Origin of the sequence: Mesorhizobium sp. B2-6-1, assembly GCF_006440475.1 — a bacterium.
Lineage (GTDB): Bacteria > Pseudomonadota > Alphaproteobacteria > Rhizobiales > Rhizobiaceae > Mesorhizobium.
This window is the reverse complement of the sequence record NZ_VFUH01000020.1, coordinates 47150-71813: the sequence shown is the minus strand read 5'-3', so window position 1 is coordinate 71813 and position 24664 is coordinate 47150. Positions and strand designations below refer to the sequence as shown.

Annotated in this window: 26 protein-coding genes and 1 tRNA gene; 14 read left to right on the top strand and 13 right to left on the bottom strand. The window is 63.0% G+C overall.

What is annotated here, in order from left to right:
- The first annotated feature begins 28 nt into the window (after positions 1-28).
- Positions 29-844 (top strand): pyrroline-5-carboxylate reductase, encoded by an 816-nt coding sequence (gene proC, locus FJ443_RS28590; RefSeq protein ID WP_140501067.1) that lies wholly within the window; start codon positions 29-31, stop codon positions 842-844.
- Positions 845-854: 10 nt separating this feature from the next.
- On the opposite strand, the gene FJ443_RS28585 is transcribed toward proC, so the two are convergent.
- From FJ443_RS28585 to FJ443_RS28575, 3 genes are all read right to left on the bottom strand, one after another.
- On the bottom strand, positions 855-1247 hold the full coding sequence (locus FJ443_RS28585; RefSeq protein ID WP_140501065.1) for a type II toxin-antitoxin system VapC family toxin: 393 nt from the start codon (positions 1245-1247) through the stop codon (positions 855-857).
- Entirely contained in the window at positions 1247-1489 is a 243-nt protein-coding gene (locus tag FJ443_RS28580) for a type II toxin-antitoxin system VapB family antitoxin (RefSeq protein WP_140501063.1), read from the bottom strand. Before FJ443_RS28580 ends, FJ443_RS28585 begins: the two co-directional genes overlap by 1 nt.
- A gap of 67 nt (positions 1490-1556) precedes the next feature.
- Positions 1557-2870: an NAD(P)H-dependent oxidoreductase gene (locus tag FJ443_RS28575; protein ID WP_140666560.1), complete on the bottom strand. Its 1314-nt coding sequence runs from the start codon at positions 2868-2870 to the stop codon at positions 1557-1559.
- Between the two features lie 586 nt (positions 2871-3456).
- Between FJ443_RS28575 and FJ443_RS28570 the strand changes: the two genes are divergently transcribed.
- From FJ443_RS28570 to FJ443_RS28560, 3 genes are all read left to right on the top strand, one after another.
- Positions 3457-4863: a PTS transporter subunit IIC gene (locus FJ443_RS28570; protein ID WP_140666558.1), complete on the top strand. Its 1407-nt coding sequence runs from the start codon at positions 3457-3459 to the stop codon at positions 4861-4863.
- Positions 4864-4937: 74 nt separating this feature from the next.
- Positions 4938-5399 (top strand): PTS sugar transporter subunit IIA, encoded by a 462-nt coding sequence (locus FJ443_RS28565; RefSeq protein ID WP_140525565.1) that lies wholly within the window; start codon positions 4938-4940, stop codon positions 5397-5399.
- 17 nt (positions 5400-5416) lie between these two features.
- Complete coding sequence (locus FJ443_RS28560) at positions 5417-5704, top strand: PTS sugar transporter subunit IIB (protein ID WP_140513359.1); 288 nt, start codon at positions 5417-5419, stop codon at positions 5702-5704.
- A gap of 18 nt (positions 5705-5722) precedes the next feature.
- On the opposite strand, the gene FJ443_RS28555 is transcribed toward FJ443_RS28560, so the two are convergent.
- The 4 genes from FJ443_RS28555 to FJ443_RS28540 all read right to left on the bottom strand — a co-directional run bounded on the left by FJ443_RS28555 (position 5723) and on the right by FJ443_RS28540 (position 8616).
- On the bottom strand, positions 5723-7111 hold the full coding sequence (locus FJ443_RS28555; protein ID WP_140558585.1) for a multicopper oxidase family protein: 1389 nt from the start codon (positions 7109-7111) through the stop codon (positions 5723-5725).
- 42 nt (positions 7112-7153) lie between these two features.
- Positions 7154-7471: a hypothetical protein gene (locus FJ443_RS28550; RefSeq protein ID WP_140666556.1), complete on the bottom strand. Its 318-nt coding sequence runs from the start codon at positions 7469-7471 to the stop codon at positions 7154-7156.
- A 129-nt stretch (positions 7472-7600) separates the two neighbouring features.
- Positions 7601-8350, bottom strand: coding sequence for a hypothetical protein (locus tag FJ443_RS28545; RefSeq protein WP_140666554.1), 750 nt, complete (start codon positions 8348-8350; stop codon positions 7601-7603).
- A gap of 191 nt (positions 8351-8541) precedes the next feature.
- Positions 8542-8616 (bottom strand) — tRNA-Thr (locus FJ443_RS28540).
- A gap of 161 nt (positions 8617-8777) precedes the next feature.
- Between FJ443_RS28540 and FJ443_RS28535 the strand changes: the two genes are divergently transcribed.
- The 9 genes from FJ443_RS28535 (at position 8778) to yacG (ending at position 14510) form a co-directional block, all read left to right on the top strand.
- Positions 8778-9002, top strand: a complete 225-nt coding sequence (locus FJ443_RS28535; protein WP_140666552.1) for a hypothetical protein — start codon at positions 8778-8780, stop codon at positions 9000-9002.
- A gap of 127 nt (positions 9003-9129) precedes the next feature.
- Complete coding sequence (gene murA, locus FJ443_RS28530; protein WP_140513353.1) at positions 9130-10422, top strand: UDP-N-acetylglucosamine 1-carboxyvinyltransferase; 1293 nt, start codon at positions 9130-9132, stop codon at positions 10420-10422.
- A gap of 149 nt (positions 10423-10571) precedes the next feature.
- Positions 10572-11006 carry a DUF2948 family protein gene (locus FJ443_RS28525; RefSeq protein WP_140666550.1) on the top strand — a complete coding sequence of 145 codons (435 nt, stop codon included), beginning with the start codon at positions 10572-10574 and terminating at the stop codon, positions 11004-11006.
- Between the two features lie 3 nt (positions 11007-11009).
- Positions 11010-12302, top strand: coding sequence for a histidinol dehydrogenase (gene hisD / locus FJ443_RS28520; protein WP_140666548.1), 1293 nt, complete (start codon positions 11010-11012; stop codon positions 12300-12302).
- 5 nt (positions 12303-12307) lie between these two features.
- Positions 12308-12793, top strand: a complete 486-nt coding sequence (locus tag FJ443_RS28515) for a UPF0262 family protein (RefSeq protein ID WP_140501043.1) — start codon at positions 12308-12310, stop codon at positions 12791-12793.
- Positions 12794-12841: 48 nt separating this feature from the next.
- On the top strand, positions 12842-13252 hold the full coding sequence (locus FJ443_RS28510) for a low molecular weight phosphatase family protein (RefSeq protein WP_140501041.1): 411 nt from the start codon (positions 12842-12844) through the stop codon (positions 13250-13252).
- Positions 13253-13448: 196 nt separating this feature from the next.
- The gene (gene infA / locus FJ443_RS28505) at positions 13449-13667 is read left to right on the top strand and encodes a translation initiation factor IF-1 (RefSeq protein WP_006200926.1); all 219 of its coding nucleotides are present in this window, start codon (positions 13449-13451) and stop codon (positions 13665-13667) included.
- Positions 13668-13689: 22 nt separating this feature from the next.
- The gene (locus tag FJ443_RS28500) at positions 13690-14316 is read left to right on the top strand and encodes a Maf-like protein (protein WP_140666546.1); all 627 of its coding nucleotides are present in this window, start codon (positions 13690-13692) and stop codon (positions 14314-14316) included.
- A complete protein-coding gene (gene yacG, locus FJ443_RS28495) occupies positions 14313-14510 on the top strand; it encodes a DNA gyrase inhibitor YacG (RefSeq protein WP_140501037.1) in 198 nt (65 codons plus the stop codon). The genes FJ443_RS28500 and yacG overlap by 4 nt, the downstream gene beginning before the upstream one ends.
- Before the next feature lie 18 nt (positions 14511-14528).
- On the opposite strand, the gene FJ443_RS28490 is transcribed toward yacG, so the two are convergent.
- The 6 genes from FJ443_RS28490 to FJ443_RS28465 form a co-directional block, all read right to left on the bottom strand.
- Positions 14529-15899 (bottom strand): alpha-glucosidase/alpha-galactosidase, encoded by a 1371-nt coding sequence (locus FJ443_RS28490; protein WP_140666544.1) that lies wholly within the window; start codon positions 15897-15899, stop codon positions 14529-14531.
- 19 nt (positions 15900-15918) lie between these two features.
- Entirely contained in the window at positions 15919-17586 is a 1668-nt protein-coding gene (locus FJ443_RS28485; RefSeq protein ID WP_140666542.1) for an ABC transporter ATP-binding protein, read from the bottom strand.
- Between the two features lie 10 nt (positions 17587-17596).
- A complete protein-coding gene (locus FJ443_RS28480) occupies positions 17597-18733 on the bottom strand; it encodes an ABC transporter permease (protein WP_140501031.1) in 1137 nt (378 codons plus the stop codon).
- Complete coding sequence (locus FJ443_RS28475; protein WP_140666540.1) at positions 18734-19741, bottom strand: ABC transporter permease; 1008 nt, start codon at positions 19739-19741, stop codon at positions 18734-18736. It abuts the gene before it with no gap.
- A gap of 112 nt (positions 19742-19853) precedes the next feature.
- A complete protein-coding gene (locus tag FJ443_RS28470) occupies positions 19854-21935 on the bottom strand; it encodes an ABC transporter substrate-binding protein (RefSeq protein WP_140666538.1) in 2082 nt (693 codons plus the stop codon).
- Between the two features lie 110 nt (positions 21936-22045).
- Entirely contained in the window at positions 22046-23512 is a 1467-nt protein-coding gene (locus tag FJ443_RS28465) for an alpha-glucosidase/alpha-galactosidase (RefSeq protein WP_140666536.1), read from the bottom strand.
- A 244-nt stretch (positions 23513-23756) separates the two neighbouring features.
- Between FJ443_RS28465 and FJ443_RS28460 the strand changes: the two genes are divergently transcribed.
- Positions 23757-24632, top strand: a complete 876-nt coding sequence (locus FJ443_RS28460) for an AraC family transcriptional regulator (RefSeq protein WP_140501110.1) — start codon at positions 23757-23759, stop codon at positions 24630-24632.
- Positions 24633-24664 lie beyond the last annotated feature (32 nt).

Genomic DNA, 24664 nt, shown 5'->3' with positions numbered 1-24664 from the left:
TGTGAAGCCTTTCCTCGGAGGGCTTTCGATGACGATCAGGCTTGTTCTCGCCGGCTGCGGCAATATGGGTTACGCCATGCTCTCGGGCTGGCTGAAATCCGGCAAGCTTGCACCGTCGTCCGTTTTCGTGGTCGAGCCCAATGCCGACCTGCGCCAGCGCGCGGCCGCACTCGGATGCGGAACGGCTGCCGACGCCACCGATATCCCGGCCGGTGCCGTGCCTGATCTCATCGTCATCGCCGTGAAGCCCCAGGTGATCCGCGACGTCACCGCCGCTTACAAACGTTTCGGCGAAGGGCGCACCACCTTCGTCAGCATTGCCGCGGGCACGCCGGTCGCCACCTTCGAGGAAATCCTGGGCGACCGCGCGCCTGTTGTGCGCTGCATGCCCAACACGCCTGCTTCCATTGGCAAGGGCATGATGGTGGTGTTTTCCAATCCGCTGGTTTCCGACGACACCAAGCGTTTCGTCGCCGACCTCTTGTCGGCCAGCGGCGAAGTGGCCACCATCGACGAGGAGGGACTGATGGATGCGGTGACCGCCGTGTCGGGATCGGGGCCGGCCTATATCTTCCATTTCATCGAAGCGCTGACCGTCGCCGCCGAGAAGGCGGGCCTGCCGGCGGCGACCGCCAGGCTGCTCGCCATGCAGACCGTCTATGGTGCCGCCTCCCTCGCCGCCGAAAGCGGCGAGGAGCCGGGCCTGCTGCGCCAGCAGGTGACCAGCCCGAACGGCACGACGGCGGCGGCGCTTGGTGTGCTGATGGGCGAGGACCGGTTGACCAATCTCCTCACGCAAGCGGTGGAAGCGGCGCGGCTGCGGTCGATCGAACTGGGGAAATAGAGCAGACTCCCTAGGCCAGATCGGTATGCGAGAAGTCGTTGCCTTTGTAGAGCAGAGCAGAGCCACGACTCTTTGCGCATGCATAGGACAGGCAATCGGCCAGGTTGAGTTGGGCGGGATGCCCGCGTCCTTTTCCATAGTCTGAAAAAGCTTGGACCGCGAGCTTGGCGTCGCCGGCGTCGATCGGAACGATTTCGATTTCGGACTCGCGCAGAAAAGCCTCTATCGCCACTTCAGCGACAAGCGGCTCAACGGCCAGCATAGTTGAAAGCCGCATAGCCGCTTCGAGCACCACCAACGCGGAAGTAATTTTGCGAGGTGCTACCGCGATGCGGTTGCTCCACTCGCCAGCATCTCCCTCTCCCGAAAGAATTGCGACGACCACCGAGGTGTCGACAAACATCAAGAGTGGCCCCACATCTCATCGATCTCATCCTTGTCTACGGGCCGGCCGCCATGACCAGCTCTGGCTTTGAGTTCATCAGCGATGGCAGCCAGCCGCTGCGCCAACGGAGCGCGTCCACTTTCCCGTTTCAGTTCGGACTCAAGAGCTTCGATCACCGCCTCGGTCATCGAAATCTTGCGTTTGGCGGCGAGCCGCTGTGCCAGCTCACGTGCACGCGGGTCCCTGATCTGGAGGTTCATTGGTCGATCCTCAGCGTCATCTGCCATTACAATATAGTGCATCTGTCATGACAGCGCCACAACGGGCTTATTTTTCGTACAGCATCTCATCCTGCAGCCGGCGCAGAGCGAACAGTCTCGTCGCCCGGTCGGGTGCGGCGTTGTCGGCCGTCAACAGCTCGCCTTTCCTCACCGGTTTCAGCACCTTGCCGCCCTCGAGTAGGCCGACCGGCACGGCACGCCGGGCGCGAGCGTCTTCGACGGTCATCGTCCAGGAGCGATAGCAGGTCTCGCCGATCGCATCGAAGGTTTCGCCGGCGAGCAGATCCCGCTTGGCGACGGCGCATACCTCGGCGACCGGCCTTGGCAGCGGCACCATGTCGGGCTTGCCGAAGAGCACGATGCGGGCTGCGGTCAGCGGGACTTCCAGCGAGGTCAAATGGTAGGGCCGGAACAGGCTGTAATAGGGACCGTGGCCGATATGCAGGTCGTCCATGCGCTCGACGATGCGCGGGTGGGTCGCCTCGACGATGACGAAGACACCGGGTGCGACACCCTTGCCGATGGTGTAGTCGACAACGCCCTTTTTCGTGAGCAGCCCGCCATGCTCGCGCGGAATGAGCACCTTGACGAGGTCGTCGCGGTCGGCCTTCGGGCCGTGCATGCCGGGCACGTCGGGCACCAGCCCGGTGGCGTTGGCGATGGCGCACATCTCGACCATGGTTTTCGAACCGTCGACGAACTCGACCAGCATGCGCGGGTTCATGTTGCGGCGGATCGCTTCCTCGCGATAGTCGTCGGGCACGGCATCGTGGTTAAGCGGGTTGTTCTTGCCCTTGCCGGCCGAGACGATGGTCAAGTCCAGTGCGGAGGCGAACTCGATCAGCTCCATGCAGCTCGAGGGCTCGTCTCCGGCGCCGACCGAATAGACGACGCCGAGGCGATCTGCCTGCTGCTTGAGATAGCAGCCGATAGTGACGTCGGCCTCGACATTCATCATCACCAGATGCTTGCCATGCTGCATCGCCATCAGGTCGAAGTCGGCGGCGACGCCGGGCTTGCCGGTGGCGTCGATGACGACGTCGATCAGCGGATTGGTGACCAGCATCTCGTTGGAGGTGATGGCGATCTTTCCCGACTCGATCGCCGCGGTGACTTTCGAAGCGGTATCGGCTTCGACGGCCATCGCTTCGTCACCATAGGCGATGCGGACCGCTTCGCGCGCCGTATGCGGACGTCTTGTCGAGACCGCGCAGACCGAAATGCCGGGCATCAGCATGCCTTGCGTGACCAGATCGGTGCCCATTTCGCCCGAACCGATGACGCCGATGCGTACCGGGCGGCCCTCGGCGGCACGGCTGGCGAGATCGCGGGCGAGCCCGGTCAAGGCGACATTGGTCATGCGGGGATGTCCACAGCTTCCTGGTTCGCGTCGGATTAGCAGGGAATAGCTCCTCCTTGCCAACGAAACTGGCCTCGGCCCGTCAATTTCCCATGAAATCGCGCAGGACAGAGGCGCTCGCCACGGTTCGGTTGGCCCAAAGACTGGGCTCCGAACTCGGCGACAAAGACCTGACGACTGCCAGTCCGCTGTGCCGGCAGCTTCTCATGATAGGAATTTTTTCTTGACTGGGTGAGGGCAACTATGCTACATATTTGCCCATGGTGCTGAGTTGCGCCAAGGGCCCGCCGCACAGGCGGGTTTTTCCGTTCAATGCTCCGTCAAGAGCGCACAGGCGAAGGCTCCGTCAGCCCGGATGCCTTGGGTTCAAAGACTTGCCAATTGACATTGCCTTGAACTGCCTCAATAAAACATTCGTTCGCCAGCGAAGGCAAATGTTCATCCCGCATCACCGAGCGGGACGCATTCCGCCTCGCGGGCAGAACGGGGAGTGCCTTTGCGCCGAGGTTGGCGGCAAAGGCGTTGGAGGTCAACGGAGCATCATTTCGAACCCGGGGGTCGGGCTCGGTGCTCCAGGGGAGGACAAATGGATACTATTCTTGCGGGCCTCAAAGGGGCCATCGACACGCTCGGCGCAACAGTGCTGCTGCCGATCGTCATTTTCATCATAGCCGTCGTTCTGGGCGCAAAGGTCAGCAAGGCTTTTCGCGCCGCGGTCACCATCGGCGTCGCCTTCATCGGCATCAACCTCGTGCTTGGCCTGATGTTCACGTCGATCGGCGACGTCGCCAGGGCCATCGTCACCAACACCGGCATTCATCGCGACATCATCGATGTCGGCTGGCCGTCGGCGGCCGCCATCGCCTTCGGCTCGTCGGTCGGCCTGTGGGTCATCCCCGTCGGCATCCTGGTCAACATCGTGCTGTTGCTGACGCGCATGACGCGCACGCTCAATGTCGACGTCTGGAACTTCTGGCACTTCGCCTTTGTCGGCTCGCTGGTCGTGGCGGCGACCGACAATCTGGCCTACGGCATCGCCATCGCGGCATTGGTCGCGGCACTGTCGCTGCTGTTCGCCGACTGGTCGGCGCGCGCAGTGCAGCAGTTCTACGGCGTGCCCGGCATTTCGGTGCCGCACCTGGCTTCCGCGCAGATCCTGCCGATCGCCATCATCCTGAACTGGATCATGGACCGCATTCCCGGCATCAACCGCATCAACATCAACACCGAGACGATCGAGCGCCGGTTCGGCGTGTTCGGCGAACCTGTCGTGCTCGGCTTGATCATCGGCCTCGTGCTCGGCGCCATCGCCTTCTACAATGCCGGCGATCTCGGCACGGTGCTCGCCAAGGTGCTGGGCACCGGCATGACCCTGGCAGCCGTCATGCTGCTTTTGCCGCGCATGGTGAAGATCCTGATGGAGGGCCTGATCCCGGTCTCCGACGCGGCGCAGGAATTCGTGCGCAAGCGCACCGGCGACCGCGAGCTTCTGGTCGGCCTGGACTCCGCCATCCTGATCGGTCATCCCGCCGCGATCTCGTCATCGCTGATCCTTGTGCCGATCGCGATCATCCTGTCGGTGATCCTGCCGGGCAACCGCGTCATCCTGTTCGCCGACTTGGCGGTCATTCCCTTCATCGTCGCCATGACCGCGCCATTGGTCAAAGGCAATGTGTTCCGCATGGTGGTGATCGGCACGGTGACGCTGGCGATCGGCTTCTACGTCGCCAACGCGCTGGCGCCGCTGTTCACAAGTGCTGCCGTCGCCTCGGGCTTCAAGCTGCCGGCAGACGCGCTGCAGATCACCTCCGTCGTCGACGGCTTCCTGTGGGTGCCCTATGTGATCATCGAGGCGATCCAGGGACTTGGCCTTACCGGCATCGTCGTGATCGCCGTGGTCATCGCGGCACTGTTCGTCCTCTATCGCCGCAACACGCTCGGCTGGGAACGGGCAGCGGGCGCCGAGGACGAGCCGGCCGAAGGCACGGCCTGAGCCTCATCACGCCTGACGTTTGAAATGATCGTGCGCCCTCCCCGGGCGCACGATTTTATCGACGGAGCAAAAACATGTCTGACGGACTCATGCAGCTTCTGGACCCCGAAGCGATCGTGCTCGGATCCGATGCCTCGACCAATGAGCAGATCATCCGCATCCTGGCCGGCCGGCTCGAGACGCTCGGCTATGTCAAGAACTCCTATGCCGACGCGGTCGTGCGTCGCGAGTTGACCATCCCGACAGGACTGCCGCTGGAGCGCCCCGACAATGTCGCGGTGCCGCACACCGATCCCGAACATGTCCTGAAGCCCGGGATCGCTTTGGGCACATTGAAGCACCCCGTCGTCTTCGCCAACATGGAAGACCCTGACGAGAAGCTGCCGGTCGGCTTCGTCTTCCTGCTTGCCATCAATGACAAGGACAAGCAGATTGAAGCGCTGCAGGCCGTCATGGCCACCATCCAGAATCCAGATGCATTGGACGGCCTGAGGTCGGCCACGACGCTAGACGACGTTCGGGCCGTGCTCGGCTGAACAAGGAAAAGCAAGAGATGTCCAGACAGAAAACAATTCTCTTTGCCTGCGGCACGGGCATAGCCACCTCGACCGCGGTCAACGTCGCCGTCACCGAGGCGATGAAGCAGCGCGGCCTGACCTTCAACGCCCAGCAGGCCAAGGCGACCGAAGTGCCGGGGCTGGCCGACAGCGTCGACTTCATCGTCGCCACGACGCCGATCTCGGCTTCGGTGACCAAGCCGGTCATCAAGGGCCTCGCCTTCCTCACCGGCATCGGCAAGGACAAGGTGCTCGACGAGATCGAGGCGCAACTGCGCAAGTAGGCCGCGGCGCGCTCGGTTTCAGGTCACCCTGACGTAGCTCGTCATGCCCGACTTCTGATGCTCGATGATGTGGCAGTGCAGCAGCCAGTCGCCGGGGTTGTCGGCGACGAAGGCGAGGCTCACCTTCTCGTTGGGCTGGATGAGATAGGTGTCGGAAACCAGCGGCTGCACGGGCCGAGTCGAGGATGACAGCACTTTGAAGCTCATGCCGTGCAAATGCATCGGATGCGATTGCGGCGTCAGGTTCTCCATGTCGATGACATAGCTCCTGCCAAGCTTCAATTCGGCCAGCGGCGCGGTCGGATCCGGCGTGTCACCCGGCCACGGCACCTTGTTGATGGCCCAGAAACTGTAGCCGAGCGAACCGCATATGCCGTCGCTCGGAATGTTCTCGGCCGTGGCGCTGAGCGCCAGCGAAATATGCTGGGCAGCGGAGAGATCGACCTCGGCCACCGGATTGGCCTCCAGCGGCGCGACATCACGAATGTCGCGCTTCAGCGAGTTGCCAGCCGCACGCAAGGTAGCCAGCACCTTGGGCTTGGTGCCCCTGACGTCCCGCAGGCTCACGACCGCGCCCTCCGCGTCCGGCATGCGGATGGCGAGTTCCATGCGCTGTCCCGGGCCAAGCAGCAAGGCATCGGGCGAAAAACGCTGCGGCACCGGATTGCCATCCTGCGCGATCACCGTCGCCTCCGCGCCGTCGACGCGAAAGGCATGGATGCGCGTCACGTCGGTGATGGCGACGCGCAGCCGCACCAGCCCGCCGGCTGGCGCGTCATAGTGCGGCTGGTCGAGCCAGTTGGCCGTGCGCACCGTGCCATAGGTGCCGGTTCTCGCGGCATCCCGCGGCCGGAACTGATCGATGAACTGGCCATCGTCGCCGAGGCGCCAGTCGCGCAGATTGAGGACGATTTCGGCATCGAATTTCGGATCACCGGGATTTTCGACCACGATGACGCCGGTCAGGCCGTGCCCCATTTGCTCCAGCGTATTGCAATGCGGGTGATACCAGAAGGTGCCGGCATCGGGCGGCGTGAAGGCGTAGTCGAAATGATCGCCGGTATAGACGTAGGGCTGGACCAGGAACGGAACGCCGTCCATCTTGTTGGGGACCCGAACGCCGTGCCAGTGGATCGTCGTCGGGTCGTCGATCGCGTTGACGAGCCGGGCGGCGAAGGGCTCGCCCTTTTTCATCCTCAGCACCGGCGGCATTCCGGCGCTGCCATAGGTCAGCACTTCCCGGGTCGGGCCGATCTCCATCAGCCTGGCCTGGATTTTGGCCGTCTGCAGCACCACCGGCTCGGGGCCGGCGGCGGCCCAGCCGCCAAGCCTCCCCATCGCGGCGAGCCCGCCCGCACCGGCAAACGCTGCCGATTTCAGAAGTCGACGGCGTGTGATCAAGGTCATGCTGCGCTCCAGCGGGAAAGCCCTCGGAATCACCGACTTGGATCACGATCGGGCGGCCAGCGCAAATGGCGATATCGGCATTTGCGTCCCGATGAAGCCGCGGCCAGCGCCGTCTGCGCGGACGGCGCTTCGCCCTGCCGTTTCGGCGGGAACGTGTATGCCGATTTTCTCATCTTCAATGAGAGGAACGGACGGGCAAGCCGACGCGCGACCGAAGGCTTTCTGCTGGTTCGGCTCGATCCGCCCCTTTGTCATCCTCCAAGGTAGCGCCTTGACCAAGTCGGCCAGCCTCTTGCGTTCGTCGCCCCAGCGAGGGGCATCACGGTAGATGGCAACAGCTTGGGACAGCACCGCCTTCATCCTTCATCGCGATCTCGCGCCTCTCCCTGTCCGTTGAACGAAGTCAATTCCAACGGACATCCTTTCGGGCACCTTTGTGCGTGACCGTTGGACTCTACGCTACTGGACGACCAAACAGACGTGGCCATTTCACATGCTCAACACCCGGATTACTTCGCTCGCTTCCTCGATCGGCATACTTCCCAACTGCATCAAGTTGTAGAGGTCTTCGCCAATGCCCTGCACCCGCATCGTCCCCGGCTGGAGATCAGTGAGACCCAGAACGGCACTGCCAGCATTCGCTATGAACCCCCTCCGCTCCAAGTCCAGCAACTCATAGAGAAGCTGATAGAGTTCCTTCGAGAAGTCACCGTGATCTCGATAGGCTGCTTGCCGTAGCCCTAGTTGCTGTCCAAACGGAATGACCCTCAACAGGGTCAACTGACGATAAGTGAGGCTCTCTGCCACCTTTGCCAACTGGTGAGCCATGGGACCGCTAACTGTGCTGTCAAATCCGATGCCGGCAAATAGGTTAGCCATGTAAGGCAGCTTTTTCTCTTCTGCTTCTCGCTGGGCCTTGCTGATGATGCTCTCCGCAACAGCTTCACCTTCGGAAACACCTCCGTCCTGCGCCTCAAAGAAGCCGTCGTCGCGAACACGTTCTCCATTGTTGATACGCTCGCGCACTCTATCGGCAGCCAGTAAGAGGATCGCGCCGACGCGACGCATCTCACGTGGACCAAGTAATCTATCGGCGGCCTCCTCCCCGATGTGGTGTAGGGCCTTACCAATTGCAGCGCCTGCGCCACCTAAGACGAACGCTCCAGCAGGCCCTCCAGCAGCCATGCCCAGTGCCGCTCCGATGCCCGCTCCGGCGATCTCGACGCCGCTAGTCAGCATGCTCCGAAGACGGAACGTGTATGCTCATCATCTATTGTCATGTGCGCCTCGGGCCGCACCCCATGAAAGCGCGACGGGAACCAACCTTGCGCGAAATCTCGGATTCAGGTGCCGGGATGCGCCTCGTTTTGCCCGTCCATTCCGCAAAGGCACAAGAACGGGGCGGATGGCGCTGAAAATATCGGGCAGACTGGTGCTGCGAGAGAGGATTGAACTCTCGACCTCTCCCTTACCAAGGGAGTGCTCTACCACTGAGCTACCGCAGCCGCTGATGGCGGGGCTTCTGCCATATCGAACCGGCAAGCGCAAGGCCAAGTGCAAAGCATCTGTGAAAGCCTTTGCCGGATACGTTCTGATGACATGGCCGCGCCACAATGTTGGTTATGCCTGAATAGCGGGCTGGCCGGCCGCCGGCTAGGACGGGACGATGAACGATAAGACAATTCCACCGAAAAAGGGCGGCACCGGCCGCAAGGACCGCCTGGCCGAGCAGCTGCGCGCGAATCTGCTGAAACGCAAGGCGCAGTCGCGCTCGCGGCGCGCCGGCGACGCTGACAAACAGCGCGCCGGCGACGCCGACAAGCGGCGCGCCGGGGACGCCGACAAGCGGCCGGACGGGGTCGGCGCGGCGAAGGAAATACAAAAAGATTAACTCAAATCCGCCACTCTTGGGTCGGGTGCCAGGAAATCCTATTTCTTGAACCAGCTCGGCCGATGGTCTAGACGGGCCGATACTCAAACGATTGAAACCGGCTTTCAGGGCCGAGGGGATAGTCTTCATGGATCGCATCAGAATTGTCGGCGGCAACAAGCTCGCCGGAAGCATTCCGATCTCGGGCGCGAAAAACGCCGCCCTGCCGCTGATGATCGCGTCGCTTCTGACAGACGACACGCTGACGCTCGAAAACGTGCCGCATCTGGCCGATGTCGAGCAGCTGATCCGCATCCTGGGCAATCACGGCGTCGATTATTCGGTCAACGGACGCCGCGAAAAGCAGAATGAAGGCTATTCGCGCACCATCAATTTTTCCGCCCGCAACATCGTCGACACGACGGCCCCCTACGAGCTGGTGTCGAAGATGCGCGCTTCGTTCTGGGTCATCGGCCCGCTGCTGGCCCGCATGGGCGAGGCCAAGGTGTCGCTTCCGGGCGGTTGCGCCATCGGCACACGGCCGGTCGACCTGTTCCTGGAAGGCCTGCAGGCGCTGGGCGCCGACATCGACGTCGACACCGGCTACGTTATCGCCAAGACCAGGAACGGCCGCCTCGTCGGCAACCGTTACGTCTTTCCGAAAGTGTCGGTCGGCGCCACCCATGTGCTGATGATGGCGGCGTCGCTCGCCAAGGGCGAGACGGTGCTTGAAAACGCCGCCTGCGAGCCCGAGATCGTCAACCTCGCCGAATGCCTCAATGCCATGGGCGCCAAGATTTCCGGCGCCGGCACGCCAACCATCACCATCGACGGCGTCGAGGCGCTGTCGGGCGCGCGCGTGCGCGTCATCCCGGACCGCATCGAGACCGGCACCTATGCCATGGCCGTCGCCATGACCGGCGGCGACGTCGTGCTCGAAGGCGCGCGTCCCGATTTGCTGCAGACCGCGCTGGACGTGATCTCGCAGACGGGCGCCGAGATCACGCCGACCAATTCCGGCATCCGCGTCAAGCGCAACGGCGCCGGCATTTCACCGGTCGACGTGACGACGGCGCCCTTCCCGGCCTTCCCCACCGATCTGCAGGCGCAGTTCATGGGGCTGATGACCATGGCCAAGGGCAAGTCGCGCATCACCGAGACGATCTTCGAAAACCGCTTCATGCATGTGCAGGAACTCGCGCGCCTGGGCGCCCACATCACACTTTCGGGCCAGACGGCGATCGTCGACGGCGTGCCGAAATTGAAGGGCGCGCCTGTCATGGCGACCGACCTTCGCGCTTCCGTTTCGCTGGTCATCGCCGGCCTTGCGGCCGAAGGCGAAACCACGGTCAACCGCGTCTATCATCTCGACCGCGGCTTCGAGCGGCTGGAGGAAAAGCTGTCCAATTGCGGCGCGGTGATCGAACGGATCTCGGCTTAGGCCGATCCCTGCCCGCCTCACGGCTGCGCGGACCGGAACGACCTCCGGATTCCTGCTTGAGCATGATCTTTTCCGAAAAGCGGTTTCCACTTTTCGGGATCATGCTCTAACAGAAGGCTGAACAGTCAATTTTCAGGTGCGAAATCCGCATGAACGGCCTCAAGCTTATCGCCCTCGACGACCAGGACCTGAGCATCGTCTCCGCCCACGTCCAGGACGCCGTGATGAAAGTCTCGGACCTTGAATACCTTCCCGCGGCCAAGCGTTTCGTGCTGACCATGAACCGTTTCGTCTGGGAGGCCAAATCGGGCTTCTTTCGCCAGCACAACGAACGGCGCCAGGCCGTGCTGCATTTCGATCGGGTTCTGGGCGCCAAGACCAGCGGCATAGCCCGCGACAAGCCGGCCGAAGTGCTGTCGCTGCTGGCGATCAGCTTCATCGAGATCAGCAAGCCGGCCGGCATAGTCGAGCTGATCTTTTCGGGAGGCGGCGCAATCATGCTCGATGTCGAATGCATCGAGGCCCGCCTTGCCGATGTCGGCGGCGCGTGGGAAGCCACGTCGCGCCCCGTGCACAGGACCTGAGCGATGGCCATCACGCTTCGTCAGTCCGACGCCGATTTCGAACAGCGTTTCGCCGCTTTCCTCACCACCAAGAGGGAAGTGTCGGCCGATGTCGACGCGGCCGTGCGCCAGATCATCGCGCGCGTGCGCGCCGACGGCGACGCGGCCCTCGTCGATTTTACCAGACGCTTCGACCGGGCCGACCTCAGGGAACTCGGCATTGCCGTGTCGAAGGACGAGATCGCCCGCGCCTATGCCGCTTGCGACCACCAGACGATCGAGGCGCTCGAATTCGCGCGCGACCGCATCCGCGCCTATCACGAGCGGCAGCGGCCGAAGGACGACCGCTTTACCGATGCCGCGGGCGTCGAGCTCGGCTGGCGCTGGACCGCAATCGAGGCGGTCGGGCTTTACGTGCCGGGCGGTACTGCGAGCTATCCGAGTTCGGTGCTGATGAACGCCATACCGGCCAAGGTCGCCGGCGTGGAGCGCATCGTCATGGTGGTGCCGGCACCCGGCGGCGTCATCAATCCGCTTGTGCTGGTGGCGGCCGACCTTGCCGGCGTGCCGGAAATCTATCGCGTCGGCGGCGCCCAGGCGATCGCTGCCCTGGCCTATGGCACCGAGACGATCAAGCCGGTCGCCAAGATTGTCGGCCCTGGCAACGCCTATGTCGCGGCGGCCAAGCGCCAGGTGTTCGGCACCGTCGGCATCGACATGATCGCCGGCCCCTCGGAAGTGCTGGTCGTGGCCGACGGCGACAATGATCCCGACTGGATCGCCGCCGATCTCCTGGCCCAGGCCGAACATGACGCGTCCGCGCAGTCGATCCTGATCACCGACGATCCGGCCTTTGGCAAGGCGGTGGAGGAGGCGGTCGAACGGCAGCTGCCAAACCTGCCACGGGCGGAGACGGCGGCGGCGAGTTGGCGCGATTTCGGCGCGGTGATCGAGGTTGCGGCGATCGAGGCGGCGCTGCCGCTGGTCGACCGTATCGCGGCCGAGCATGTCGAACTGGCAATCGACGATGCCGAGGGTTTCCTGTCGCGGATGCACAATGCCGGTGCCGTGTTTCTCGGCCGCCATACGCCGGAAGCCATCGGCGACTATGTCGGCGGTTCCAACCACGTGCTGCCGACGGCGCGCTCGGCGCGTTTCTCGTCAGGCCTTTCGGTACTCGATTTCGTCAAGCGCACCTCGATCCTGAAGCTCGGGCCCGAGCAATTGCGCGCGCTGGCGCCTGCCGCGATCGCGCTGGCCAAGGCGGAAGGGCTCGACGCGCATGGACGCTCCGTCGCCATACGGCTGAACATGTAGGCGCCATGTCGGGCTCCGATCAAACCCGGGCGAGGCTGATCGATGTCGAACTCGATGAATCGATCGGCCGTTCGACGCCCGACGTCGAGCACGAACGCGCGGTGGCGATCTTCGACCTGATCGAGGAGAACAGTTTTCAACCGGTCAACGACAGCGGCGCCGGTCCCTACCGGCTGAAGCTGTCGCTGGCCGAGTCCCGCCTGGTTTTCGCCGTGACGCGCGACGACGGTTCCGCCGTGGTCACCCATATCCTGTCGCTGACGCCGCTCAGGCGCATCGTCAAGGACTACTACATGATCTGCGAAAGCTACTACGACGCCATTCGCTCCTCGACGCCGAGCCATATCGAGGCGATCGACATGGGTCGCCGCGGCCTGCACAATGAGGGTTCGCAGACGTTGATGGACCGGCTCGCCGGCAAGATCGACATCGATTTCGACACGGCGCGCCGGCTGTTCACGCTGGTCTGCGTGCTCCATTGGCGGGGTTAACCCCTGACCGCCGGCGCGCCGCCCCGTTCGATCCTGTTCCTGTGCGGCATGAATGCCGTGCGCTCGCCGATGGCCGAGCTGTTGGCGCGGCGCATGCTGCCGGCCAGCACCTTCGTCGCCTCGGCGGGCGTGCGCAGCGGCGAGCGTGACCCGTTCGTCGATGCCGTGCTTGCTGAGGAAGGCCTGTCGCTGGGCGAGCGCCACCCAAGGACGATGGACGAGCTGGAAGACGACTATTTCGATCTCATCGTCACGCTCGCGCCGGAGGCGCACCATGCCGCGCTGGAGCTCACCCGCTCGCTCGCCGTCGAGGTCGAATACTGGCCGACGCCGGATCCTACCGGCGCCAGCGGCACGCGCGAGCAGATCATCGCGGCCTATCGCGATGTGCGCGAACGGCTGAAGTTGCGTATAGGCCGACGTTTTTTGCTTCCGGAAGCAAAAAACGCGACGGATTAAGCGTGTTCACAAGCCGACGATTATCATATAGGTTCCGCCGAATTTCCGGCTAGAGTCGGATGCGGTTGGGTCTCGTCGACCTGACAGCTTCCGACTCTAGATCAAAGAAGTAGAGCATGATGTCGTCCGAAAACCGCTTCATACTTTTCGGCATCATGCTCTAAACGCCGGGAAACCATCCAAGCAAAGGTATCGAATGCCGAAGGAAGAAGTCCTCGAGTTTCCGGGTGTCGTCACGGAACTGCTGCCCAACGCCATGTTCCGAGTGAAACTCGAAAACGAACACGAAATCATAGCCCATACGGCCGGCCGCATGCGCAAGAACCGTATCCGCGTGCTGACCGGCGACAAGGTCCTGGTCGAGATGACGCCCTACGACCTGACCAAGGGCCGCATCACCTATCGTTTCAAGTAAGATCAAGGCCGACTGGTCCGCGATGAGCATTTTGCTGAAGCTGGTGCTTGCCTCGGGTTCGCCGCGCCGCATTGAACTCCTGCAGCAGGCCGGCATCGAACCGGACCGCATATTGCCTGCCGACATCGACGAGACGCCGCTGCGTGCCGAGCATCCGCGCTCGCTGGCCAAAAGGCTGTCGAAGGAAAAGGCCGAAAAGGCATTTGCCTCACTGAAGTCGGAAACCGACTACGCGCCGGCCTTGGTGCTGGCCGCCGACACGGTGGTCGCTGTCGGGCGGCGCATCCTGCCCAAGGCCGAGACGCTCGACGATGCCGCCAACTGCCTCGGATTGCTGTCGGGGCGTTCGCACCGGGTCTATTCCGGCATCTGCCTGATCACGCCCGGCGGCAAACTGCGCCAGCGGCTGATCGAGACGCGGGTGCGGTTCAAGCGGCTGCCGCGCGAGGAGATCGACGCCTATGTCGCGTCGGGAGAATGGCGCGGCAAGGCCGGCGGCTATGCCGTACAGGGGCTTGCGGGCGCTTTCGTCGTCAAGCTGGTCGGCTCCTACACCAATGTCGTCGGCTTGCCGCTTTACGAGACCGTAGCGTTGCTTTCGGGCGAAGGCTTCAAGGTCCATCACAACTGGTCCTCGGCGCGGCCATGAGCGCGGACGACAAGGTGACGCCGCTGCGGCCAAGGCGCCCCTGCCCCGAATGCGGCAAGCCTTCGGCGCGCGAGACCTACCCGTTCTGCTCCAAGCGCTGCAAGGACATCGACCTCAACCGCTGGCTGAAGGGCGCCTATGTCATCAAAGCCCGCGACGACGAGGAAGAACCCGACGCCGACGAGCCGAAATAAGCTAAGAGCGACGCTTGATCAGGCGGCTTGGATCTTGCGGCTCACGCGCGCCCAGGCCGGCAGCCAGTCGCCGTGAGCGGCAAGAAGCTCGTCCACCAGTGACCATATCTGGTCGAGGTCGAGCTCGGCTGCCGTGTGCGGATCCATCATCGCCGCATGATAGATGTGTTCCCGGTTCTCGCTCGTCAGCGCCCGCACCGTCAGTTCCTGCACGTTGATGTTGGTGCGGATCAGCGCCGTCAATTGCGGCGGCAGGTCGCCGATGTAAGTCGGCTGGATGCCGGAGGCGTCGACCAGGCACGGCACCTCGGCGGCGCACTCGCGGGGCAGCGAGGTGATGCAGCCATTGTTGCGAACGTTGCCGTAGATCACAGACGGCTCGCCGGTCCAGACCGAATTCATGATCGAGGAGGCATATTCCTTCGACTGCTCGACCTCGATGCGCTCGGCCGAGCGGTAGGCTTCCGCCTGCCCCTGCCAACGCTCGATCTGCTCGATGCAGCGCTTGGGATATTCATCCAGCGGGATACCGTATTTCTCGATCAGGTCGGGACGGCCGCTCTTGATGAAATAGGGCGTGTATTCGGCGAAATGCTCCGAGCTTTCGGTGACGAAATAGCCGAGCCGGGTCAGCATCTCGTAGCGCACCTTGTTGGGGCAGCGCGGATTCCAGCCGGGCTTGGGCGCGCGGCCCTCGCGATAGGCGCGCAGGAGATCTGGGTAGAGGTCGCGGTAGGAGCCGTCGGCCTGGCGGTGCTCGAACTTCAGGTAGAAGGCCATGTGGTTGATGCCGGCGGAGCGATAGCGGATGTCCTCGTAGGGAAGATCGAGATCGTGCGCCAGTTCCATCGCGGTGCCCTGCACCGAGTGGCAGAGGCCGACCTGCCTGATCTCTGGATATTTCTCCGATATCGCCCAGGTGTTGATCGCCATTGGGTTGACGTATTGCAGCATGATCGCCTCGGGGCAGACGGCGAGCATGTCCTCGCAGATCTTCCACAGATGCGGCACGGTCCTCAGGCCTCGCATGATGCCGCCGATGCCGAGCGTGTCGGCTATGGTCTGGCGCAGGCCATATTTCTTCGGCACTTCAAAGTCGGTGACGGTGCAGGGCTCGTAGCCGCCGATCTGGAAGGCGACGACGACGAAATCGGCACCGGCCAGCGCCTTGCGCTGGTCGGAATAGGTCTCGGCCTTTGCCTTGACGCCGAGCGTCGCGATCAGCTTGTTGACGACGACGGCACTCTCTTCCAGGCGCTGCGGATCGATGTCCATCAGCGCGATCGTCGCGCCCGAAAGCGCCGGCCGCTGCAGCACGTCGCCGACGATGTTCTTCATGAACACGGTCGAGCCGGCGCCGATGAAAGTGATCCTGGGATGTCTTGCCACGCTAACCTCCGGCATGTGTTCAGGCCACGTCGAAAGCGGCCCGGACGAGCCGTTCGGTGTAGGCGGTCTTGGGATCGGTGAGGACCTCGTCGACAGGTCCCTGTTCGACGATCTTGCCATGCTGCATGACGATGACGCGGTGACACAGAGCGCGCACCACCTTGAGATCGTGCGAGATGAAAAGATAACTCAGGCCGCGCTCGTCCTGCAGCTTGCGCAAGAGATCGATGATCTGCGCCTGGACGGAGAGGTCCAGCGCTGATGTCGGTTCGTCGAGCAGGATGAATTCCGGTTCCAACGCGATGGCTCGGGCAATCGCGATGCGCTGCCGCTGTCCGCCGGAGAACTCGTGCGGAAATCGCGAAAGGATGTCGCCCGGCATGCCGGCGCTGACCAGCGCCTCGCGCACCCGCTCGACCCGCTCGCGCCGCGTCGCTCCGATGCCGTTGACGATCAGCCCTTCCTCGATGATCTGCCCGATCGTCATGCGCGGGTTGAGCGAGGAGAACGGATCCTGGAAGACGACCTGCATGCGCGATCGCAGCGGCCGCATCTCGGCCCGTGACAGCCCATGGATCGGCTGGCCGTCGAAACGGATCTCGCCGCGCTTGGCATCGATCAACCTGAGCAGGCACTGGCCGAATGTGGTCTTGCCGGAGCCGGATTCGCCGACCAGTCCCAGTGTTTCGTGGCGGCAAAGCTTGAGATCGAGATCGTCGACGGCGACCAGCTCGCGCCAGTCGGGTTTGAGGAAGGTGCCGTGACGCAGCATGAAGCAGACGCGCACCCCGTTCGCTTCGAGGATGGTGCCGGAGCCCTCCGGCAGCGGTTGTGGCCGCCCGCGCGGTTCGGAGGCGAGCAGTCGTTGCGTATAGGGATGCTGGGGATCGGAGAACAGACGTTCGGTGACGTTATGCTCCCGCATCTCGCCATGCTGCATGACATAGACGTAGTCGGAGAATTTGCGCACGACCGTGAGGTCATGGGTGATCAGGATCACCGCCATGCGCAGCTCTTTCTGCAGATTGCGGATCAGGTTCAGGATCTGTGCCTGGACGGTGACGTCGAGCGCCGTCGTCGGTTCGTCGGCGATCAGCACGTCGGGATCGTTGGCCAGCGCCATGGCGATCATCACGCGCTGGCGCTGGCCGCCCGAGAGCTGATGCGGATATTGCTTGAGCCGCGCGACGGGATCCGGGATCTGGACATGCTGCAGGAGTTCGAGCGCCCGTGCCCAGGCTTGCCGCCGGCCGACCTTGCGATGAACCCTGATCGCCTCGACGATCTGGCTGCCGATCGTATAGATCGGATTGAGCGAGCTCATCGGCTCCTGGAAGATCATCGAGATGCGGTTGCCGCGCAGCTTGCGCCGGGCGCTTTCGGGGAACTTCAGGATGTCCTGCCCATCATAACAGACGGTCGATCTCGGTGAAACGGTGGCGCGCCGGGACAGCAATCCCATGACGGTGCGCGCCGTCACCGATTTGCCGGAACCGGATTCGCCGACGATGGCGATCGTCTCGCCGCGATAGAGCTGGAACGAGACGTCCTTGACCGCCTCGACGGTGCCGTGCTCGACCTTGAAGGCGACCTCGATGTTGCGGGCATCGATCACGGGTTCTCCCTGGCGTCCGTCATGGTCGTGCCGGACGGAAGGTGCGAAGGGTTCGGCGAGCGCGAGCGTCATCCCAGCCACCTCAATAAGGATCGACGGCGTCGCGCAGGCCGTCGCCCAGCGCGTTGAAGGCAAAGACGGTGACCAGCACGAAGCCGACCGGCGACAGGATCCACGGATAGGTGCCTATGACGGAGTAGGTCGCGGTGTCCTGCAGCATCAGCCCCCAGGAGATCAGTGGCGGCTTCACCGCAAAGCCGAGAAAACCGAGGAAGGATTCGAGCAGCACCACGGTGGGGATCGCCAGCGTCACCGCGACGATCACATGGCTCATCACATTGGGGAAGATGTGCTGCATGATGATGCGCCGGTCGGTGGCGCCCACCGCCATGGCGGCGCGTACGTATTCAATGCGCGCAAGCGCCAGCGTCTTGCCGCGCACCTCGCGCGACATCTGCGCCCAGCCCAGCGCCGACATGACGATGATGACGAAGGCGAGGAAGACGTTGGTGGGCGCGGTGACCGGGATCAGCGTCGTCAGCGCCAGATAGAGCGGCAGCTGCGGGAAGGCCAGCACGAGTTCGACGAAGCGCTGCATCCAGACATCGAACCGACCGCCGAAATAGCCGGAAGCCATGCCGACCGTAGTGCCGATGACGGTGATGATGAAGACCACCGTCAGCGCGATCATCAGCGAGACGCGCGAGCCATGGATGGCGCGCGAGAGCACGTCGCGTCCGAACTTGTCGGTGCCGAGGAAATGCACCGGCTGGCCGTCCATCGAACCGAAGAAATGCCGGTTCGCCGCAATGAGCCCGAAGAGCCTGTAGGGCGCGCCCTCGACGAAAAGGCCGAGCAATCTTGGATGATCATAGTCGGGACCGACGATGGGCTGAAAGGTGACCGGATCGAGATCCGCCGAATCCGCCAGCGCATAGACCCTGGGCCGGGCGACGAAATCGCCGTCCCTGTCGTGGAAAGCAGGCAGTTGCGGCGGCGCGAAGGCGACATCGGTCACCTTCGGGTCCATCGGCGCCAGGAACTCGGCGAACACCGCCATGAGGATCAGCAGCACGACGAGCCAGAACCCCGCCATGCCGGTCCAGGAGCGCTTCAGCCGGCGCCAGACGAGCGCGGTGTAGCTCTCGTTGCCGTGCGCGGGTCTCTCGACGGGTCCTTCGGCCGGCAGCGGCGGTGGCGATGTATCGCGGGCCAACATCTAGCTCTCCCCGAACTGGCGCACGCGCGGATCGAGCAGGACCAGCAACATGTCGGCGATGATGTTGCCGACGATCAGCGTCGCCGACAGCACCATCATGAAAGTGGCGGTGACATAGACGTCGCCGACCGCCATCGAGCCGACGATCGCCGGGCCGACGGTCGGCAGCGCGAAGATGATCGCCGTCTCGATTTCGCCGGTCAGCATGTAAGGCAGCACCACGCCCTGATACATGACCAGCGGATGCAGCGCATTGGGCACGGCGTGTCGCATGACGACGGCGCTGCCGGTCAACCCCTTGGCCTTGGCCGTCTCGACATATTGGGCGTTCAGCGTGTCGAGCAGATTACCGCGCATGACGCGCATGTTGTAGGCGAGCCCGCCGAAGGTGGCGATCGCAACCACCGGCCAGACATGCTTGACCAGATCGAGGAACTTGGCCCACGACCATGGCGCGCCGCCATATTGCGGCGAGAAGAAGCTGCCTATCTCCGAGACGTTGAACTGGAAGACCAGGAGATAGACGATGATCAGCGCCATCAGGAAGCGCGGCACCGTCATGCCGAGGAAGGAGATGGCCGAAAGTGTCGAGTCGATCCAGGTGTATTGCCGGGTCGCCGCCCATATGCCGAAGGTGATGCCGAGCACCGAGGCGAGCAGATGGCACACAAGCGCCAGGATGAGGGTGCGCGGCAGGCGCTCGCCCACAACGTCGGCCACCGGCTTGTTGTAGTAGAGGCTGTAGCCGAAATCGCCGCGGGTGACGATGCCGCCGATCCAGTTGAGATACTGGACGGGCAGCGGCTTATCGAGGCCATGTTCGATCCGGTAGGCGTTGGCCTGCGCGTCGGCTTCGGCGAAGGAGGCGCCTCCCTGGTTGATCAGCTGCGAGCGGATGTAGTCGGCATAATCGCCGGGCGGTGCCTGGATGATGGCGAAGGTGACGAGGCTCAGTGTGGCAAGGACCGGGATTGCCGACGCTATGCGCATGAGCAGAAATCGCAGCATGGACGGTCCGCTTCCTCGTCTTGCCGATCGCGTCCTTTTGGTGCGTTCGGAGGTTGCCTTTGTCCGGCCGCGCCAGCGGCGCGGCCGGAGGTCTCAGTCAGGGGAGGTAAACTTACATCGGGCCCTTGTCTCCAGGCTTGCCGGGCAGCTCTTCCGGGAACAATTCGTATTTCGCCTGCTTGTCGGCCGCCACGAAGACCCGTTCTCGAATGATCGAATCCTCTGCCCAGTTGAACATGTAGATCGGCGTGCCCTTTGGAACGTTGGAGAAGCGCTTATTGACGATCAGCGCACCGGGATATTCCGTCAGGCCGACATTGTAGACGTGCTCCGTCGAAATCTTCTGGAAGTCTCTCATCAGGGCGGCGCGCTGGTCATTGTCCTCAGACGTGACAAATTTGTTGACGATGTCGACGAGGTCCTTCTCGAAAGGCATCAGGTCGACCTCGCCGCTTTCAGGTGCGCGGTGATCCCAGCTGGTCTTGGGGCCGACGGGAGCGAGCTGCACGGTGTTCTGCACGACGGAGGTCAACTCCTGGTCGTTGCGCCGGATCAGCCAGTCGAAGCGCCCGGAATATTGCGAGGCATCGCGCTGGGTGCCGTTGAGACCGTTGAGCACGATCCGCAGCCCGAGCTTCTCCATCTGGGCGACAACGCCTTCGGCGAGGCTCTTGTCGGTGCCGTAGTCATTGTTGACCAGCATGACGATCTCGACATTCTTGCCGCCGGCCGTGCCGGCCGGGAAGTTCACGAAACCGTCGCCATCGGTATCCTTGAGTCCGGCCTTGGCGAGTTCGGCCTTAGCGCCCTCGAGGTCGAAGGGATAGTAGACCGTCGACTTGCGGTCATAGAAGCTGGTGCCGGAGGACAAGCCGCCGGGGTAGATGGCGGTGAACGGCCCCTTGACCAGGGAGTTGCCAAGCGCCTTGCGGTCGAGCGCCATGGTAACGGCCTTGCGGAAATCCTCATTGCGGTTCAGCTCGCGAATCGCCTGACCGCGCTCGTCCGGGTTGCCCCAGCCATTAGCGGAAAAATTGAGGCGCAGATTATAGCCGATCAGCCGTGGACCGAACGCCAGGCGTGCAGGCGCATTCGCCTCCGCGGCCCGCTTCAGCGAGGCGACGAAGTTCTCCGGCTGCTCCAGATTGGAGAAATCGCCCGAGCCGGCCACCGCCTGGACATCGCGGTCGGCCCAGGTGGACAGCTTGTAATGTAATTCGTTGAGGTAGGGCAGCTGATTGCCCTTCTCATCGACCTTCCAATAATAGGGATTGCGGCGCATGACGATGATGTCGTCTGGCCGGTATTCAACCGGCACCCAGGCGCCCATGACCGGCATGTTCATATATTCCGGCGGGAAGGCGTTCTTGAACTGGTCGTAGGTGTTCTTCGAATATTTCGGATGCTGCGGCTTCAATATGTGCGCGGGGCCAGGACAGAAAGTGCCGTAGGCCATCGCGTAGAGATACTGTTTCGGGAAGGCTTCCTTGAAGGTCCACTCGACGGTGTAGTCGTCGACCTTCTTGAGCGTGGTGCCGACGCCGAACGTTTCCTGGGTGGCACCATTGAGCGGCGAGACATTGGGATCGACGACCTCGTCGTCCCAGTAGAACATGACGTCGTCTGAGTTGAAGGGCGCGCCGTCGGACCATTTGGCACCCTCGACGAGGTGCATGGTGAGCTTGTGGCCATCCGCCGACCAGTCCCAGCTTTTGGCGAGGTTGGGCAGCGGTTCGGTGTCCTTGGCCTCGACCTGGAACAGCGGCGCGGTGCGCGTCAGGCATTCGGACAGGCCGATATCGATGCCGCCCCATCCCTGCGTCTGACCGGCGCCGTAGTTCCAGCCTTCCGGCCGCCCGCCGATAACGTGGCGCATTGTATCGCCGTAGACGCCGATGCCATCAGGCATGTTGCCCGTCTTGAAAACCAAGGGCTCCTTCGGCAGCCTGTCTTTCACCGGCGGCAGCTTGCCGGCCTTGACGTATTTCTCGGTCACCCAGTCCGGCTCGTGATAGTCGGGCAGCGCCTTGAACTCCAGGATGGAGTCGCGCGGCACATAAGTGATCTTGCCTTCGGCCGGAAACGCCGCCGGTACCGGCGGGACCGTCGGCTCGGAGGCGAAAGCGTTAAGCGCCGGGACGGAAACGCCCAGCGCCAGTCCCGCGACCATGCCAATGCTGCGTAGGTTCCTCATTGTCTCCTCCCTCGTGTTCGGACGTTTTGTTTTGCTGCTGCTCGTCTTCTGCCCGGACGGCGACCGCGGCGGACCTGTCTCCCGCAGGCCCGTCGCCGCCACCTGGGTTTTCAGCCGGCCTGCTTCAGCGCGGCCTTTTCGGCGCGCAACTCCTCGATCGAGCGGACGCTGCGCCAAGCGGCGCCCGCCCATTCGCGGGTCTTGACCCTGGATTTCGACAACCTCTCTTTTGCCGCCGGAACCGCATGCGCAAATTGCGGCAGCCAGGCCGCTTGGGCGACGACCATTTCGTCGACCATCTGCCAGACCTCCTCCGGTGTCGATACCGCACCAACCAGCGGGTCATGCAGCACGGCAAGCTTGAGCAGGTCGATGTCGCCGGATATGGCGGCATGCACCGACATGCGCTGGACATTGATCGAGGATATGCAGGTCGCGGCACATGCTTCCGGCAAGGTGATGCCGGCCGCCATGTTGATGCCGAAGCGGTCGACGAAGCCGGGCGATTCGACGATGGCGTCCTGCGGCAAATTGGTGATGACACCGTCATTCTTGACGTTGAAGTGGCCGCGATAGACGCGGTTGGTCTCCAGCGCCTCCAAGATGTGGCTGGCATGCTCGTTGGAGCGTTTTGACGGATCGATCGGCTTCGACGCCGCTTCGAGGAATTGCGGATATTCCGTCTCGAACCAGTTGCGGGTCTCGGTGGAATAACGGAGATAGCCGCCCGTCTCGCCATGGATCCAGTCGGACATGTCGATCCAGCGGGTGATCTCGTCCGGGCGCTTGCGGTACCAGGGAAGATACTCGGACAAATGGCCGTTGCTTTCGGTCGAATAAACGCCGAAGCGCTTCAACACGTCTATGCGCAGTTTCTCCTGCCTGGAATAGACCGGATGCGCCTCGAAGGCGGCGACCAGCTCGTCCTTGCCGATTTCGCGACCGTTCAGGCGCAACTCGATGAACCAGGTCTGGTGGTTTATGCCGGAACAGACATAGTCGAGCTCCCGAGGCGACTTCGCGCCCAGCACCTCGGCGATCTGCTCGGCGCCGTGCTGGACGCCGTGGCACAGCCCGACCGTGTCGACCTTGCCGTACTCGATCGCCGCCCAGGTGTTCATCGCCATCGGGTTGGCATAGTTGAGGAATTTCGCATCGGTCTCGGCGACCTCGCGTATATCCTTGCAGAAATCGAGGATCACCGGGATGTTGCGCTGGCCATAGAGGATGCCGCCGGCGCAGATCGTGTCGCCGACGCATTGGTCGATGCCGTATTTCAAGGGGATCCTGATATCGTCGGCATAGGCTTCGAGGCCACCGACCCGCACACAGCTGATGACATAACGAGCGCCCTCGAGCGCCTTGCGGCGGTCTGTCGTCGCCGTCACCTTGGTCGGCAATTTGTTGGCCTCGACGATCCGGTCGAGGATCGCCTTGATCATCTGGAGATTGTGCTCGCTGACATCGGTCAGCGCGAATTCGATACCCTTGAATTCCGGCACGCACAGTATGTCGGTGAACAGTTTCTTGGTGAAGCCGACGCTGCCGGCGCCGATAATAGCGATTTTGAAACTCATCACCTTCACCTCGATCCGATCGGATGCTAGGCAAGGAGCAGCAAGGGAGGATATGGCCACACGCCAAGGCGCGCGTGCCAATCGAGCCGAATTCCGGCTTTTCTCCTCCCGCCCGCTCCTCGACCGCGGGTTCTTCACGTTCTTCGGGGATGGATTATGCGCTTATTCGCGAGCGCGGCCAGAGAAGGATTATGCTTTCAAGGGTAATTTTGTGCTGCGGGATCTGATCGCCAACGGACAGTCGATGCGCACGATCTCGCTGCCGCGCGGTCGCCAGCGCCTGCATGCCATGCCGACGAGCACCGGCTACGAAGTGCGCGAAGGCGAAATCTATGATTGGGACGGGCGCAAGCGCGGCCAGACGCCATTCACCGTGCTCCAGCACACGATCAACGGAAGCGGCCGGCTTCGCTATGAGAACCGCGACTATCGCCTGCAGCAGAACGACACGCTGCTGGTGCTGGTGCCGCACAACCACCGCTACTGGCTGGCCAAGGACGAGCGCTGGGAATATTTCTGGATCTCGATGAATGGCGAGGAGGCGCTGCGCATCCACAAATCGATCCTCGACGTCTCGGGTCCGGTGTTCCGGCTGCAGCCGGAGACGATCGATCATCTCGCCGATTGCAGCCTGCGTCTCATCAACGGGGCCGCTGCGCCGGGGGCGGCTTCAGCGATCGCCTATGAGGCGGCGATGGCGCTCTACGACGATGTCTTCGGCTCGCACGCCTTTGCGGAGAAGCAGAGCGCCATGCAGCCGGTCATCGACCACATCAACGCCAATCTCGACAGGCCGCTGCCGGTAGCGGACCTCGTCCAGATCAGCGGCCTCAGCCGGGCGCACTTCTCGCGCTGCTTCGCCGAGAGCGAAGGCATCCCGCCCGCGGAGTTCGTACTGCAGCAGCGGCTGCAACGCGCCGCCAAGCTTTTGACCAAGGCTGACTTCCTGCCCGTGAAGGAAGTCGCCATCCTGTGCGGCTTCGAGGACGCGAACTATTTCTCGAAGGTCTTCCGCCGCTGTTACGGCATTAGCCCGGGCCAGTTCCGCACCACCGGCATGTATGCCAGCATGAGGGTTCCGGCCAGGCGCGACATCAGGGTGTCCGACGACGAGACCTGACCCCGTCGCCGTCCAGCGCAGCCTTGCATGAC

Coding starts and splice junctions, on each gene's coding strand:
- proC (WP_140501067.1), top strand. CDS start 29: ATGACGATCAGGCTTGTTCTCGCCGGCTGCGGCAATATGGGTTACGCC.
- FJ443_RS28585 (WP_140501065.1), bottom strand. CDS start 1,247: ATGTTTGTCGACACCTCGGTGGTCGTCGCAATTCTTTCGGGAGAGGGA.
- FJ443_RS28580 (WP_140501063.1), bottom strand. CDS start 1,489: ATGAACCTCCAGATCAGGGACCCGCGTGCACGTGAGCTGGCACAGCGG.
- FJ443_RS28575 (WP_140666560.1), bottom strand. CDS start 2,870: ATGACCAATGTCGCCTTGACCGGGCTCGCCCGCGATCTCGCCAGCCGT.
- FJ443_RS28570 (WP_140666558.1), top strand. CDS start 3,457: ATGGATACTATTCTTGCGGGCCTCAAAGGGGCCATCGACACGCTCGGC.
- FJ443_RS28565 (WP_140525565.1), top strand. CDS start 4,938: ATGTCTGACGGACTCATGCAGCTTCTGGACCCCGAAGCGATCGTGCTC.
- FJ443_RS28560 (WP_140513359.1), top strand. CDS start 5,417: ATGTCCAGACAGAAAACAATTCTCTTTGCCTGCGGCACGGGCATAGCC.
- FJ443_RS28555 (WP_140558585.1), bottom strand. CDS start 7,111: ATGACCTTGATCACACGCCGTCGACTTCTGAAATCGGCAGCGTTTGCC.
- FJ443_RS28550 (WP_140666556.1), bottom strand. CDS start 7,471: ATGAAGGCGGTGCTGTCCCAAGCTGTTGCCATCTACCGTGATGCCCCT.
- FJ443_RS28545 (WP_140666554.1), bottom strand. CDS start 8,350: ATGCTGACTAGCGGCGTCGAGATCGCCGGAGCGGGCATCGGAGCGGCA.
- FJ443_RS28535 (WP_140666552.1), top strand. CDS start 8,778: ATGAACGATAAGACAATTCCACCGAAAAAGGGCGGCACCGGCCGCAAG.
- murA (WP_140513353.1), top strand. CDS start 9,130: ATGGATCGCATCAGAATTGTCGGCGGCAACAAGCTCGCCGGAAGCATT.
- FJ443_RS28525 (WP_140666550.1), top strand. CDS start 10,572: ATGAACGGCCTCAAGCTTATCGCCCTCGACGACCAGGACCTGAGCATC.
- hisD (WP_140666548.1), top strand. CDS start 11,010: ATGGCCATCACGCTTCGTCAGTCCGACGCCGATTTCGAACAGCGTTTC.
- FJ443_RS28515 (WP_140501043.1), top strand. CDS start 12,308: ATGTCGGGCTCCGATCAAACCCGGGCGAGGCTGATCGATGTCGAACTC.
- FJ443_RS28510 (WP_140501041.1), top strand. CDS start 12,842: ATGAATGCCGTGCGCTCGCCGATGGCCGAGCTGTTGGCGCGGCGCATG.
- infA (WP_006200926.1), top strand. CDS start 13,449: ATGCCGAAGGAAGAAGTCCTCGAGTTTCCGGGTGTCGTCACGGAACTG.
- FJ443_RS28500 (WP_140666546.1), top strand. CDS start 13,690: ATGAGCATTTTGCTGAAGCTGGTGCTTGCCTCGGGTTCGCCGCGCCGC.
- yacG (WP_140501037.1), top strand. CDS start 14,313: ATGAGCGCGGACGACAAGGTGACGCCGCTGCGGCCAAGGCGCCCCTGC.
- FJ443_RS28485 (WP_140666542.1), bottom strand. CDS start 17,586: ATGACGCTCGCGCTCGCCGAACCCTTCGCACCTTCCGTCCGGCACGAC.
- FJ443_RS28480 (WP_140501031.1), bottom strand. CDS start 18,733: ATGTTGGCCCGCGATACATCGCCACCGCCGCTGCCGGCCGAAGGACCC.
- FJ443_RS28475 (WP_140666540.1), bottom strand. CDS start 19,741: ATGCTGCGATTTCTGCTCATGCGCATAGCGTCGGCAATCCCGGTCCTT.
- FJ443_RS28470 (WP_140666538.1), bottom strand. CDS start 21,935: ATGAGGAACCTACGCAGCATTGGCATGGTCGCGGGACTGGCGCTGGGC.
- FJ443_RS28465 (WP_140666536.1), bottom strand. CDS start 23,512: ATGAGTTTCAAAATCGCTATTATCGGCGCCGGCAGCGTCGGCTTCACC.
- FJ443_RS28460 (WP_140501110.1), top strand. CDS start 23,757: ATGCGCACGATCTCGCTGCCGCGCGGTCGCCAGCGCCTGCATGCCATG.